The sequence below is a fragment of the Tissierella sp. genome (assembly GCF_032104385.1).
Classification (GTDB): domain Bacteria; phylum Bacillota; class Clostridia; order Tissierellales; family Tissierellaceae; genus Tissierella.
Genome location: NZ_DAMCHJ010000002.1, coordinates 299,697 through 312,426, shown reverse-complemented (window position 1 = coordinate 312,426; position 12,730 = coordinate 299,697). Strand labels below are relative to the sequence as shown.

17 protein-coding genes are annotated in these 12,730 nt (G+C 28.1%); 10 read left to right on the top strand and 7 right to left on the bottom strand.

Annotated elements, in window-relative coordinates; all coding sequences use genetic code 11:
• The first annotated feature begins 13 nt into the window (after nt 1–13).
• Genes RT714_RS03525 through RT714_RS03515 form a run of 3 tightly spaced genes read left to right on the top strand, consistent with a single transcriptional unit; the run spans nt 14 to nt 2,386 of the window.
• Nucleotides 14–994 (top strand): MqnA/MqnD/SBP family protein, encoded by a 981-nt coding sequence (locus RT714_RS03525; protein ID WP_313756230.1) that lies wholly within the window; start codon nt 14–16, stop codon nt 992–994.
• Nucleotides 969–1,724, top strand: a complete 756-nt coding sequence (locus RT714_RS03520) for an ABC transporter permease subunit (RefSeq protein ID WP_313756229.1) — start codon at nt 969–971, stop codon at nt 1,722–1,724. Before RT714_RS03525 ends, RT714_RS03520 begins: the two co-directional genes overlap by 26 nt.
• Entirely contained in the window at nt 1,703–2,386 is a 684-nt protein-coding gene (locus RT714_RS03515; RefSeq protein WP_313756228.1) for an ABC transporter ATP-binding protein, read from the top strand. The genes RT714_RS03520 and RT714_RS03515 overlap by 22 nt, the downstream gene beginning before the upstream one ends.
• A gap of 64 nt (nt 2,387–2,450) precedes the next feature.
• On the opposite strand, the gene RT714_RS03510 is transcribed toward RT714_RS03515, so the two are convergent.
• The 6 genes from RT714_RS03510 to RT714_RS03485 form a co-directional block, all read right to left on the bottom strand.
• Nucleotides 2,451–4,268 (bottom strand): ABC transporter ATP-binding protein, encoded by a 1,818-nt coding sequence (locus tag RT714_RS03510; RefSeq protein ID WP_313756227.1) that lies wholly within the window; start codon nt 4,266–4,268, stop codon nt 2,451–2,453.
• 14 nt (nt 4,269–4,282) lie between these two features.
• Nucleotides 4,283–6,076 (bottom strand): ABC transporter ATP-binding protein, encoded by a 1,794-nt coding sequence (locus tag RT714_RS03505; protein ID WP_313756226.1) that lies wholly within the window; start codon nt 6,074–6,076, stop codon nt 4,283–4,285.
• A 372-nt stretch (nt 6,077–6,448) separates the two neighbouring features.
• The gene (locus tag RT714_RS03500) at nt 6,449–6,718 is read right to left on the bottom strand and encodes a DUF3343 domain-containing protein (RefSeq protein ID WP_313756225.1); all 270 of its coding nucleotides are present in this window, start codon (nt 6,716–6,718) and stop codon (nt 6,449–6,451) included.
• Between the two features lie 8 nt (nt 6,719–6,726).
• Entirely contained in the window at nt 6,727–6,939 is a 213-nt protein-coding gene (locus tag RT714_RS03495; protein WP_313756224.1) for a sulfurtransferase TusA family protein, read from the bottom strand.
• Nucleotides 6,932–8,026 (bottom strand): YedE family putative selenium transporter, encoded by a 1,095-nt coding sequence (gene yedE / locus RT714_RS03490; protein WP_313756223.1) that lies wholly within the window; start codon nt 8,024–8,026, stop codon nt 6,932–6,934. Before yedE ends, RT714_RS03495 begins: the two co-directional genes overlap by 8 nt.
• 111 nt (nt 8,027–8,137) lie before the next feature.
• Nucleotides 8,138–8,818: a Crp/Fnr family transcriptional regulator gene (locus RT714_RS03485; RefSeq protein WP_313756222.1), complete on the bottom strand. Its 681-nt coding sequence runs from the start codon at nt 8,816–8,818 to the stop codon at nt 8,138–8,140.
• 311 nt (nt 8,819–9,129) lie between these two features.
• Between RT714_RS03485 and RT714_RS03480 the strand changes: the two genes are divergently transcribed.
• From RT714_RS03480 to RT714_RS03465, 4 genes are all read left to right on the top strand, one after another.
• Nucleotides 9,130–9,414: a hypothetical protein gene (locus RT714_RS03480; RefSeq protein ID WP_313756221.1), complete on the top strand. Its 285-nt coding sequence runs from the start codon at nt 9,130–9,132 to the stop codon at nt 9,412–9,414.
• A 44-nt stretch (nt 9,415–9,458) separates the two neighbouring features.
• Nucleotides 9,459–10,052 (top strand): DUF4230 domain-containing protein, encoded by a 594-nt coding sequence (locus RT714_RS03475; protein ID WP_313756220.1) that lies wholly within the window; start codon nt 9,459–9,461, stop codon nt 10,050–10,052.
• Nucleotides 10,053–10,159: 107 nt separating this feature from the next.
• Nucleotides 10,160–10,879, top strand: a complete 720-nt coding sequence (locus RT714_RS03470) for a L,D-transpeptidase family protein (protein ID WP_313756219.1) — start codon at nt 10,160–10,162, stop codon at nt 10,877–10,879.
• Nucleotides 10,880–10,987: 108 nt separating this feature from the next.
• Complete coding sequence (locus tag RT714_RS03465; protein WP_313756218.1) at nt 10,988–11,476, top strand: ferritin; 489 nt, start codon at nt 10,988–10,990, stop codon at nt 11,474–11,476.
• A 49-nt stretch (nt 11,477–11,525) separates the two neighbouring features.
• Here the strand turns inward: RT714_RS03465 and RT714_RS03460 are convergent, their stop codons facing one another.
• Nucleotides 11,526–11,738 (bottom strand): alpha/beta-type small acid-soluble spore protein, encoded by a 213-nt coding sequence (locus RT714_RS03460; protein WP_313756217.1) that lies wholly within the window; start codon nt 11,736–11,738, stop codon nt 11,526–11,528.
• A 288-nt stretch (nt 11,739–12,026) separates the two neighbouring features.
• Here RT714_RS03460 and RT714_RS03455 point away from each other — a divergent pair, with 288 nt between their 5' ends.
• The 3 genes from RT714_RS03455 to RT714_RS03445 are packed head-to-tail and all read left to right on the top strand — an operon-like array spanning nt 12,027 to nt 12,705.
• Nucleotides 12,027–12,221: a spore coat associated protein CotJA gene (locus RT714_RS03455; protein ID WP_313756216.1), complete on the top strand. Its 195-nt coding sequence runs from the start codon at nt 12,027–12,029 to the stop codon at nt 12,219–12,221.
• Nucleotides 12,214–12,474, top strand: a complete 261-nt coding sequence (locus tag RT714_RS03450; protein ID WP_313756215.1) for a spore coat protein CotJB — start codon at nt 12,214–12,216, stop codon at nt 12,472–12,474. Before RT714_RS03455 ends, RT714_RS03450 begins: the two co-directional genes overlap by 8 nt.
• Before the next feature lie 12 nt (nt 12,475–12,486).
• Entirely contained in the window at nt 12,487–12,705 is a 219-nt protein-coding gene (locus tag RT714_RS03445) for a manganese catalase family protein (RefSeq protein ID WP_313756214.1), read from the top strand.
• Nucleotides 12,706–12,730 lie beyond the last annotated feature (25 nt).

The following is a 12,730-nucleotide window of genomic DNA, read 5'->3' as shown; positions in this document are numbered from 1 at the left end:
AGGAGGTAGGACAGTGAAAAAGGTCTTAATATTATTTATAGTATTGACTATTGTATTATTTGGAACTACTGGATGCAGCAAGAACAATGATCAGCAAAAGGAGTCCAAGACTATTAAATTTTACTATCAAGATGTAACACCAGCTTTAACAGTTGCCAAGTTAGCTAAAGAAAATCCAATTATAGATGAAAATATAACAATTGAATATGAAATACAAAAATCTCCAGATTTATTAGTTTCAAAGATATTAAAAGAGGAAGCAGATATCGCAATAGTTCCATCTAATTTAGCAGCTCAAGCCTTTAATAAAGATATTTCATATGAAATAGCAGGTACTTCTATATGGGGTTCCCTTTATTTAGCTAGTACAGGGGATATAAAAGGATTTGAAGAATTAAAGGGGAAGGAAATATATACTTTTGGTAAAGGACTTACTCCAGATTTAGTTCTTAATTTTATTTTATCAAAAAATGGTATTGATTTAAATAAAGACGTAAAGATTACATATTTAAATGCAGCATCAGAAGTTGGCCCAGCATTTATAGGAGGAAAAACCAATTTAGCAGTTTTAGCAGAACCTCTGTTAACCACAGCAATGATGAAAAAATCAGATGCTAAGGTAATTTTGGACTTAAATGAAGAATGGGCTAAAGCAGCAGGAACTGAAAAGGGTTATCCTCAAGCGAGTTTAATAATCAAAAAAGATTTAATAGATAATAATAGAGATTTTGTAGAAGAGTTCATTAAATCATATGAAGAAAGTAGAAAATGGGCAGCTGATAATCCAAAAGAGCTAGGTGAATATGCTGAAGTATTAGAGATTAGTGTGAAGAAAGAAACCTTAGAAAAAGGGATTATATGGATAAATATAGAATCTTTTAATATTAAAGATAGTAAAGAAGAATATAAGGCATATTACAATGCTATATTAGATTTTGCACCAGATTTTATAGGAGGAAAAATACCTGATGAAGGAATATATTTTGAAAGATAGAAAACCATCTATTATTTCAAAGATTTTAATAATATCCGTATGGATATTGTTATCAAAGCTTATAGATAATGAAATAATATTCCCTACCATAAAGGATACCTTTGCTAATTTTATACAGATAATTAAAAATCCAAATTTTATAACTATTATTAGTTATTCTGTACTTAGGAATTTGATTGGATTTATAATTTCATTAGTTTTAGCGTTTATAATAGGGATTTTTTCCAGTATTTCGAAAACTATATATTATTTAATGATTCCTATAATAAACTTTTTAAGTTCAGTACCAACTATGGCTATTATTATATTAGCCCTTATATGGTTAAATAACGAGTTTGTACCAATATTTGTAGGGTTTATTATGGTGTTTCCTATATTATATGAAACTGTTTTAAAGGGGATATTAAATATAGATAAAGATATTATAGCCATGGCACAAATATACAAGGCAGATAAATTGACTATTATAAAGGATATCTATATACCAAGTATCTTTATAAATTTAAGTAATGTTTTTTCTTCTACATTAGGAATTAATTTAAAGATGGTAATTGCAGGAGAAGTCTTGTCACAGCCTAAATATGCCATAGGAAGTAATCTTCAATTGCAGAAAATGTATTTAAACACCTCAGGAGTTTTTGCTTGGATAATAATAATTCTTCTTATTGCTAAGATAGTTCATTATATATTAGAAGGGGTAAAATTTATATGTATCAAATCAAGAATATAAATAAAAACTTTAGTGAGTTAAAAGTATTAGAGAACATTAGTATTGATTTTCCTAAAAATAAAACAACATGTATTTTAGGACCTTCTGGCTGTGGAAAAACAACTTTATTAAATATAATAGTGGGTATAATAAAGAAAAATTCAGGAGAAATAATTGGATTTAAGGAAGATATATCTTTTGTTTTTCAAGAGGATAGACTTATTGAGTGGAAGAATATAAAGGAAAATATATCTTTTGTCTTAAAAAAGAAAATGGATAAAGAGCAAATTGAAGCTACCATAGATAAATATTTAAAATTAGTTAAATTAGAGGAATATAAATACTATTATCCTAAAGAACTAAGTGGTGGAATGAGACAGAAAATAAGTATATTAAGAGCCTTTTCTTATCCATCAAAATTACTTATAATGGACGAGCCCTTTAAATCCCTGGATATTAATAGCAAACAGATATTAATAGACTTTTTTAAAAGATTAAAGATAATTGAAAACAAAACATGTATCATAGTAACCCATGATATAGAAGAAGCTTTAACCTTAGGAGATAGAATTATAATTCTAACGGAAAAGCCTACTAAAGTAAAGAAGATAATAGAGTTAAATGGAAATAAAGAAAATAAGATTAAATTAAGGGAAGGAATAAAAAGGGAATTAATGGTTTAATAGTTTGAAAATAAAAGGGATGTTTCTAATGTTTATCAGACACCAGAAACATCTATTTTTATTATTACCTAAATATATCCATACTTTTTTCTTCAATAAATTGATTAGTATATAGATTATAGTAATAACCCTTCTTTTTAATTAATTCCTTATGATTTCCTGATTCTTGGACTTTACCATCTCTTATAACTAAAATCCTATCTGCGTTTCTTATAGTAGACAATCTATGAGCTATAACGAAGGAAGTTCTGCCATTTAGTACCTTGTGAATAGCATCTTGAATAATCTTTTCAGTTTCAGTATCTATAGATGAAGTAGCTTCGTCTAGTACAAATAGTTTTGGATTACGGACAACTGCTCTTGCAAAAGATATAAGTTGCTTTTGTCCAGTAGAAAGTAATCCTCCGCCTTCGCCAACTTCTGTATCATATCCTTTTTCAGTATCCATAATAAAATCATGGGCATCGACTAATTTGCTTGCAGCTATGATTTCTTCATCTGTAGCCTCTAAATTACCATATCTAATATTTTCTTTTATTGTACCACTGAATAGATGAGGGGCTTGCAGTACATATCCAAGATTTTCATGAATCCAGTTTTGAGGCATATTTTTATAATTTATGTTATCAATTAAAATTTCACCATCTGTTGGTTCATAGAATCTACAAAATAGATTTACAATAGTTGATTTTCCTGAGCCAGTTTCCCCAACTAAGGCTATGGTCTCACCAGGGTTAACCTTTAGGTTGAAATTATCTAGTATAGTTTCTCCATCTTTATAAGAAAAGGATACATTCTTAAATTCTACAGCTCCTTTAATTTCAGGCCAAAGTTCTTTTTTAGGATTCAATAAATCCCCATATTTAGCTACAACTTCCCCACTATCTACTATTTCAGGTATTTCATTTAGCAAAGAAAAGACTCTTTCAGCTGAAGCTTGAGCTGCCAATAACTCTGCAAATATTACGGCTATTTGACGCACTGGCTCGTAGAATTGAGCAGTATATGATATAAATACTACTAAGGTTCCATAAGATATAGTACCTAACAATACTCCTTTACCACCGTAATTTAATGCTAAGGCAGTACCTACACTAGCTAAGGTAAGTATAATAGGTAAGTAAATTGAAGAAATGATAGCTGCCCTTATGGACTTATCTTTCATGGATTTTGTTATTTCTGAGAATTCTTGAAGATTTATATCTTCTCTAACTAATGTTTTTGTGGTTTTAGCTCCTTGAATATCCTCATTATATGCAGCTGTAATCTTGGAGTTTATCTTTCTTACATCTCTTTGAGCTTTTAATATTCTATTTTGAAAATAAAAGCTAACAAAGGCTAAAATAGGTATCACAGATAATGTAATTAAAGCTAGTTTAAAATTTAATCTAATCATTGCAATAGTTATAAAAAGCATCATAGAAAAACCCCATGCAAGGTCTACTAATGACCAAGATATGGTTTCAGATAGTCTGCTAATATCAGAAGTCATCCTTGCCATTAACCATCCTATAGCTTTATTATCATAATAAGACAGAGGTAATAATTGAAGTTTTTCAAACCCAATTCTTCTAATGTCATAGGCCATTTTTGTTTCTAGTTTTCCAGCTAAGTATATAAATAAATAGACTGTGAGAGCTAGCATAATTACTGCAGAAAAATATACTATACCAAATCTTTCTATACCAACTAAAGTATTCTTTTCTATAAAGTTATCTATAGCATATTTTGTCATTAATGGAAAAATGGAATCTAGTATTCCTAGAAATATCATCATTATAGATAGAATAAAAAACTGCTTTCTATATGGTTTTAGATATTTAAAAAAGTTTTTCCATGTACTGATTTCTATTTTATCTTGATTATTATTTGTTTGTATCAAACTAACACCTCCTATTATGCATTTATTATTTCATTATCTAAAGAGTTCTGTAAGGTATATATTCTTTTATATAGTCCTTCTTTAGAGATTAGATTACTATGAGTACCTCTTTGTACAATCTTTCCCTTATCTATTACCAATATTAAATCTGCTTCTGCTACAGTTGAAATTCTATGAGAAATAATAAATGTAGTAGATTTATTTTTTCTATTGTTAAGAGCCTTTCTAATTGAGATATCAGTTTCTGTATCTACAGCAGATAGAGAGTCATCAAATATAACAATTGGACAGTCATTAATAATAGTTCTTGCAATTGCCATTCTTTGTTTTTGACCACCAGACAGGGAAACGCCACGTTCTCCTACAAGAGTTTCATATCCATTTTCAAAGGTTTCTATATCTTCATGAATTGAAGCAATTTTTGCAGCGTTAAAAACCCTAGCATCTTTCATTGATGGATTAGCAAGTTTAATATTTTCTTTTATTGTTTTAGCATAGAGAAAAGGTTCCTGAAGCACTAATCCAACATTTTTTCTAATCCAAGATTTATCTATTATATTTAATTCAACATTATCAATTTTAATAGATCCCTTATTGTATTCATATAGTCTTGGTAACAAATGTACTAAAGAAGATTTACCAGAACCTGTAGGTCCAATTAAAGCGATTGTTTCTCCAACTTTAACCTCAAATGAAAGATCTGATAAAACAGGTTTGTTTTCTTCATATTCAAAGTAAACCTTCTCAAACTTTATATTTCCTTTAATTTCAGGTTTGTTATTATTTTCATCTAATAATTCTATAGGTTCTTCAAATATTTTTTCTATTCTTTGTAAAGAAACAAAAGCTTTACCCATATCTGTCAAGGTTCTGCCCATTTGTCTAACTGGCCAGATTATCATATTAATATAGCTAATAAAGGCTACAAAAGATCCAAGGGATAATTCACCTTTATACGCAAGATAGCTACCAATTATAACAACAAAACCAACTTGACACATACTAAGAAAATCAGATATAGCCCAATAGGCTGATAAGTTTTTTATTAGCTTATAAGTTAAATTTTGATATTCTAAATTTTTTTTATCAAATTTATCAACTTCATATCTTTGTCTGGAAAAAGCTTTTACAACTCTTACTCCTGTTAAATTTTCTTGAAGGGTAGTGGTCATTTTTGCCTCTGCTTCATCAGAGGCTTCAAATGCTTTTTTAATTTTAGTAAAAAATATAAATGAGAATAAAAATGTTATAGGTAATATTATAATAGATACCATGGTCATCTTTATATTCATAGTAAACATCACAAAAATTATGAATACCAACATAAATATTGACCCTACAACCTCTACAAGCTGTATAGCTAAAAATCTTCTTATTGTGTCTACATCAGATGTACATTTTTGTATAAGTTCACCAGTTTCTGCTTTTACATGATATTCATAGGGAAGTCTTTGTATATGGTCATATAGTTTATCCCTTATTTTCTTGGTAGTATTTTCAGCAGATTGGCTAGATAAAGCATTTTTTAGATATAAAAACAAACCTCTTAAAACAGCTATAAAAACAAGCAAAAGTCCTATAAGCCATATATGCTGTTTTAAAAATTCTTTATCTCCTAAGAAGTAAACAATCCTTTGAATAATTGAAGATTCTATTACTTCATCACCAATTATACTATCAATAGTTGTTCTTAGTATTAGAGGAGTAACAGTAGTAAGTATTTGAGATATAAGAATTGATATCATTCCAAATAAATAAATAATTCTGTACCCTTCCATAAATTTTAGTAGTTTTTTAAAATCTTTCATTCTCTCCCTCCTTAATTAAAAAAACCATAGGCATATACCTATGGTTAATTATGTTTATATAGAGACACGGATATCCTAGTGAGGATTATAAAAATATAAAAAAACCACAGGTGAACACACCTATGGTTTAAAAATCAGCGACAAAAAATTAGAATCTGTACCTAGGTCGTGTTGCTAAGATTATTAAGTTTTCATTATTTTTAAGTACAAAATTCATGTTCATCATCTTCACGACCTCCTTTCTTATATTTACCAATAATTCAATTATATATTAAAATTTAGAAAAATCAAGTTATTTTTGTAAAATAATAAACTTAAATTAAGAAACAAATAAACAATTTATTAAATTTAATAAATTGTTTATTTGTTTTATTATTTATTAATATATTTAGAAAACCAATTATTTCCCTTTTTATTTTCAACCTTGTGAAAATCATCTATAGGTATATTTTCATCAATACACCATTTTTTTATATTATATTCTAATTCACAAGGCACCTTTGCTGCAGTTCCACAGCTTGAACTAACTTGTCTTGGTACGGGCATTAGTTTTACAGGAATACCTTTATTATTCATAAACTTTTCAAAAATTAATGCATGTTGGGTAACATGAAATGTAATTACACAGTAAAAGTTTTCCATTAAATCACCTATTTTTTAATATTAATTTTATATTCTCCGTTGTTTTCTTCTACATTTACATTATACCCTTTTCCAGTTACAAATCTAGTAATATTTTCAACTGCAACATGAGTATCAACTAAAACCTGTAAATCTTTGTTAGAATTTTTATCAATTTCATTTTTTGTCATAATAACAGGTTCAGGACAAGATCTACCTCTAGCATCAATAATGTTAGCCATTGATTTTTACCTCCTTAGATTGAGATTTGGATTCTTTATTATTTATTACGACACTGTAAGCTAAAAATAATACAAACAAAATACCAACGATAACAGCAATTTTACCATTAGAAGTAACACCTTTAGGACTAGATGCTAAGCTAAAATTATGTGCAAATGCAGCACCAATTATAAGACCTAATACAGTAACTCCAGCATCACCATCTCCTTGACTTGCTAATACCGTTTGCCTAATAGGGCAGCCACCAAGTAAAACAGAGCAAAGCCCTACAAGAGTCATACCCAGGAAGTTCCAAATATGATTAGCATGAGCTACCGGTTGACCTTCAAAACCTAATTTAAAAGTACTAAAATTTAATACAAGATTACCAATTAAATTAAATACAAAAATACCAATTAATCCCCATAAAAAATGATAATCCTTAATTAGAATAGCATCTCGAAATCCACCAGCAGTACATATTCTACTTCTTTGAAGAGCAACTCCTACTACAGCACCTGCTACTAATGCTGCAATGATAGGTGCTGCCATAGAGCCAGGACCTTCTGTGCTAAATAGTATAAATGCAGGCTTAACAACCAAGAAAATAAGTAAAATAACGGCTATAATCGGAAAAATAAATCCTACAAATTTAGGTTGATCTATATTTCTGCCAAGTGTATAACCTTTTTTGAGAAATTGTACACCAATATAGATTCCTGCCACATATCCAATTAATCCTATTATGGCATTTAAATCGCCATTTCCTAATCTTAGAAGCATTCTAAGGGGACAACCTAAAAATACAAGAGCACCAATCATTAAAAAGAAACCTAAAACAAATCTTATTAAAGGAGAAGAGCCACCTTTTACCTTAAAGTCTCCAGTCATATAGGAAACAATAAAAGAACCAAATATAATACCAATTATTTCTGGTCGTATATATTGTACTACTTCTGCCCTATGAAGTCCTAAGGCACCTGCAATATCTCTCCAGAAGCATGCAATGCATATTCCCATATTGCCAGGATTTCCAAGTTTCATAAGAATAGCACCTATAAGACCAATAATACCACCATAGATAAACATTTTACGTTTACTACTCATTTATAAAACCTCCTTTGAAAAATAATTATCAATCTAAATAGATTATATATAATTATTCTCAGATAGAAAAATAATAAATATCTATAACCAAATTTTGGTTATAGATATTTATTATTTCAATAAACATTCTTCTAATAAATCAATATCAATAATTTTTAGTTTATTTTTATGGTAATCAATAATACCATCTTCTTTCATTTTAATTAATTCTCTAGATAAAGATGGTCGTGGAATATTTAGGAGTTCTGCCATCTTTTTCCTACATACTGGTAAAGTTATCATTTTGGTTTTTTGCTTACTATATTCAGCTAAAATGATATTAGCTATTTTCTTTCTAACAGTATCATAAGAGAGGTTGGTTATTCTATCATTTAACATTAATATTCTATTTGACAATACAGATACAAAGTTATTTAGTACTCTATCATCAGAACTCATTAGTTTAATAATATCTTCTTTTTTTATATACATTATTTCTGAATCGTTAGAAGAAATTATGGTAGCAGGATATTTATGTCTGCCAGAAAAAACAAGGGCTTCACCAAAGACATTTCCAGCCTCGAAATTATTTATTGTAACAATTTTTCCAGAGGGAAAGGGTTTATGAATTTCAATAGTTCCAGATAATATTATTCCTAAACTGTTACAATCATCTTCTTCTATTGCAATTACATCATCCTTTTTATAATTACTTATATTATAAGGAACTGTAGATATTAAATGATTTATTTCATCCTTACTTAAACTTCTAAATAATATAGATTTATTTAAACTCTCTAGATATTTATTCATAAAAACATCCTTTCTAAGTCATTATATATAAATTATTTAAGTTTTGATTATATTATATACTAAAGAAAATGAAAAATAAAAACAAAGATAATTTCACTAGAGTATATAAATAAAATAAATAATAAAAAATTGATTATAAATGAATTTTTTATTAAAAAATGGGTAAATACAATTAGAATAAAAGTATTTGTCTATTGTTATATAAAATATATGATAATAGAAGCCCTTAGGAGGTTTATCTATGACTTAGAGAGTTTTTCCTGTTTTATATTTTACAATGTTTTTTATAAAATCAAAAAGGAGCTATTGTAATGAATAAGATTATGTTAATTAGCAAATTAAATCCTCAAGATTATACAGAGGAAAAGAAAAAAATATTTTTTTCATTAGGCGGAATGAATATACCTACTATTGAAAATAAGATTATTGATGTTTTACATAAATCGGGACTAATAGGATTAAATGATATAGTTTTAAAATATAACGGAATAGAATTGAATATTACAACACAGCAAATACCAAGTATAGTAAGGCTTTTGTGTAATGAGAACATTTCCATATATAGTATTTATCAGTTTTACAATCCGGATTTATAGCATATTATCCTTCTAAATTGTAGGGGGACTAACGAGGTGATAGGATGAAACGTTTTGAACATATTAAATGGAAATTAATATTAATAGCAATAGTTATAATCATGGTATTAGGAATCATTGGATATGCTAAAATTTCAACGACACGAAAGACAAATCTTCTATCAAATAAGGTTGAAGAAAATATTCTTAGATTAGTTGAATTATCAACTGTAAAATATAATTATACTAATATAGTGGAGTATGAAGATAAAATAGAATTAAGTGGTATAAGTATACCTTTTACTAATAAAAAATTCATTTTAAAATATAGTGGATATATTAAAGCTGGCATAGAATTAGATTCTATAGAGGTTAATTTGAAAGATAAGGAAACTATAGAAATAAAAATGGATAAAGCAAAAATATTTGAAAATGTAATTCCAGAAGAGGAAGTTTATTTTTATGATGAAAGAGATTCTGTATTTAATAAGCTAAGCTTTAAGGATCTTTATGTAGTTCTTATACAAGAAAAAGAAAAAATGAAAGATGAAGTAATAGATAAGGGAATTCTAAATGATGCAGAAAAAAATGGTAAGGAAATAATTACTTCTTTATTAGAAGGAATGGGATTTAAAAAGATTACAATTATATTCAAATAGCTAATAAATTCTCCCCTAAAATTTTATTATAATTTTATTAGATTGAAATTAAGTTATAAGTTTAATTTATAAAATTATAGCATATTAATGTTAGAAGGGGGGATACGATGAATAAAGATCTTGTAATGCTTATTTTAATAATTTTATTATTAACTATTTTTTTAATTTTAGGAAATCATATACACAGATATTCAACTATTAAAAAGTTTAATTTAGAGGATGTATATTTCAAGGATAAAACCCAAAGTTATACAATATTAGTTGAAGTAGATAAAAAGCAACTTAAATTAATAGATATAGAAAATGAAAGTATAATAAAAGTTTATCCAATAGCAACTGGAAGACCCAATTCACCAACTCCTCTAGGTACATTTGAAATAATAGAAAAGGCACAATGGGGTGAGGGATTTGGGACTAGATGGATGGGACTTAATGTACCATGGGGTAAATATGGAATTCATGGTACAAATAAACCAGGCTCTATTGGTGGAAATTTATCGGCAGGATGTATTCGTATGAGAAATAGTGATGTAGAAGAACTTTATTCCATGGTAAAGCATAATACAAAAGTTATTATAACTAATGGAATATATGGACCTTTTGGTCAAGGATTTAGAGAAATAAGACCTGGAGATAGAGGCGCAGATGTCTTAGAAGTCCAAAAGAGATTAGCACAGAAAGGATATTATGAAGGAAGTCTAGATGGAATTTATGGAGAAGGTATGAAAGCATCATTAATCAGATATTTAAAGGATAATGATATTATGCTTACTGATAAGATAGACTATAAAGTATATAATATTTTAGATATTATTTTAATGGAATAATATATTTGTGATTAAATGGAAAATCTTTGGGTATTATAATATTGTAATGAAGTTAAATAAAAATTAATAAATATAAAAATTAAATAGTAAAATTATAGGAGGTTTATTATGGCATCAGAAAAATTATTAAAAGAACTAAATGATCAGTTTAATTTTGAAATATTATCAGCGTATTATTACATGGGAATGGCAGCATATTGCTCTGATAAGAATATGAATGGCTTTGCTAATTTTTTTGTAGCACAAGCTAAAGAAGAATATTCACATGCTATGAAGTTCTATGAATTTATATATGATATGGATGGAAGAGTTAGAACTCAAGCTATAGGTGAGCCAAAAAATGATTATAATTCATTCTTAGAAGTATTTGAGGAAGCATTAAAACATGAAAAATTAGTTACTTCAAAAATCCACAATCTATTAGAAATAGCGGAAGCAGAAAAATCATATCCAACTATTCAATTCTTACAATGGTTTGTTGAAGAACAATTAGAGGAAGAAAATAGCATGAAAGATATAATATTTAAGTTGGAAGGAATTAAAGATAATTTCCAAGGACTATATCTATTAGATAAGGAGTTAGGAGCAAGACAGTAAGAGGAATATAAAAAGATAGGTCATATTGACCTATCTTTTTTAGAACTTATTATTTTCCACTTAAATTTTGTTGAGCCATTTCAACTAATTTTTTAGTCATATATCCACCAACATAACCATTTTGTCTTGATGGTAAATTACCTTTATCTAGAGAATCATAGTTTGCCATACCTAGTTCAGAAGCGATTTCTAATTTCATTTGGTCAAGAGCTTGACGTGCTCCTGGAACAGCTATTTTGTTACTGTTAGTATTTGTAGTCATTTTTTTATCTCCTTTCAATCTTGATTTTGTAAAACTTTGGTGTAGTAGTATTATGTGTAGAAAATAATTTAATAATCATGTAATATTATGTATTATTGAATTTAGCTTCCAGTTCTACCATAAACATCAAATTTTTAAAAACAGCTTATCCTCCTTTTCACATAGATATAAAAGAAAATCCCTGCAGTTTTTGGGGGTTTTTTTTGTACATATATAAGGTTTTCACTTGTAACCATATTTTCTTTTTTACGTAATATATAATGAACAGTTTTTTAGGAGGGAGATAAGATGTATAGAGAGTATGATATAGAAGAAAGACCATGTTGTCCTGGTGCATTGGCGAGGGCTTGTGTTCCTTTTCAAATTATGGATCAAGTATTCAGCCCTAAGGAGGCACTACAGAAGGGAACATTGTTTCCAGAATTATATCAGCCATATGTAATAAAGGATGATAGAGAAGGCGGGTGTAGATATTATGGATAGGACACAAATGGATTTTCTTGTAGAACTAATGGAAGTATCTTTTGTTTTAGTAGAGACAGCTTTATATTTAGATACTCATCCCAATGATGAAAAAGCTTTGAGACTTCATAATAATGCATCTCAAAGATATAATGAATTAGAAACTATGTATCAATCAAAATATGGTCCTCTAAGAAATACAGGTATGAGTAAATATCCTTGGGGTTATATTGATGGACCTTGGCCTTGGGAAATAAACTTTACTAATTTTTAAAGGAGGATAACTATGTGGGTATATGAAAAAAAATTACAATATCCGGTAAGGGTGGATACAACTAATCCAGCACTAGCTGCAATGATATTAGAACAATTTGGAGGACCAGATGGTGAATTATCAGCAGGAATAAGATATTTAACACAGAGATGGACTATGCCAACGAATCAAGGAAAGGCAATATTAACAGACATAGGTACAGAAGAATGTGTACCAATATGTTATCAATAATAAAAGAAAACTACCTAGGTAGTTT

Coding starts and splice junctions, on each gene's coding strand:
- RT714_RS03520 (WP_313756229.1), top strand. CDS start 969: ATGAAGGAATATATTTTGAAAGATAGAAAACCATCTATTATTTCAAAG.
- RT714_RS03470 (WP_313756219.1), top strand. CDS start 10,160: ATGAATAAAGATCTTGTAATGCTTATTTTAATAATTTTATTATTAACT.
- RT714_RS03485 (WP_313756222.1), bottom strand. CDS start 8,818: ATGAATAAATATCTAGAGAGTTTAAATAAATCTATATTATTTAGAAGT.
- RT714_RS03480 (WP_313756221.1), top strand. CDS start 9,130: ATGAATAAGATTATGTTAATTAGCAAATTAAATCCTCAAGATTATACA.
- RT714_RS03460 (WP_313756217.1), bottom strand. CDS start 11,738: ATGACTACAAATACTAACAGTAACAAAATAGCTGTTCCAGGAGCACGT.
- RT714_RS03495 (WP_313756224.1), bottom strand. CDS start 6,939: ATGGCTAACATTATTGATGCTAGAGGTAGATCTTGTCCTGAACCTGTT.
- RT714_RS03475 (WP_313756220.1), top strand. CDS start 9,459: ATGAAACGTTTTGAACATATTAAATGGAAATTAATATTAATAGCAATA.
- RT714_RS03505 (WP_313756226.1), bottom strand. CDS start 6,076: ATGAAAGATTTTAAAAAACTACTAAAATTTATGGAAGGGTACAGAATT.
- RT714_RS03465 (WP_313756218.1), top strand. CDS start 10,988: ATGGCATCAGAAAAATTATTAAAAGAACTAAATGATCAGTTTAATTTT.
- RT714_RS03515 (WP_313756228.1), top strand. CDS start 1,703: ATGTATCAAATCAAGAATATAAATAAAAACTTTAGTGAGTTAAAAGTA.
- RT714_RS03455 (WP_313756216.1), top strand. CDS start 12,027: ATGTATAGAGAGTATGATATAGAAGAAAGACCATGTTGTCCTGGTGCA.
- RT714_RS03450 (WP_313756215.1), top strand. CDS start 12,214: ATGGATAGGACACAAATGGATTTTCTTGTAGAACTAATGGAAGTATCT.
- RT714_RS03445 (WP_313756214.1), top strand. CDS start 12,487: ATGTGGGTATATGAAAAAAAATTACAATATCCGGTAAGGGTGGATACA.
- RT714_RS03500 (WP_313756225.1), bottom strand. CDS start 6,718: ATGGAAAACTTTTACTGTGTAATTACATTTCATGTTACCCAACATGCA.
- yedE (WP_313756223.1), bottom strand. CDS start 8,026: ATGAGTAGTAAACGTAAAATGTTTATCTATGGTGGTATTATTGGTCTT.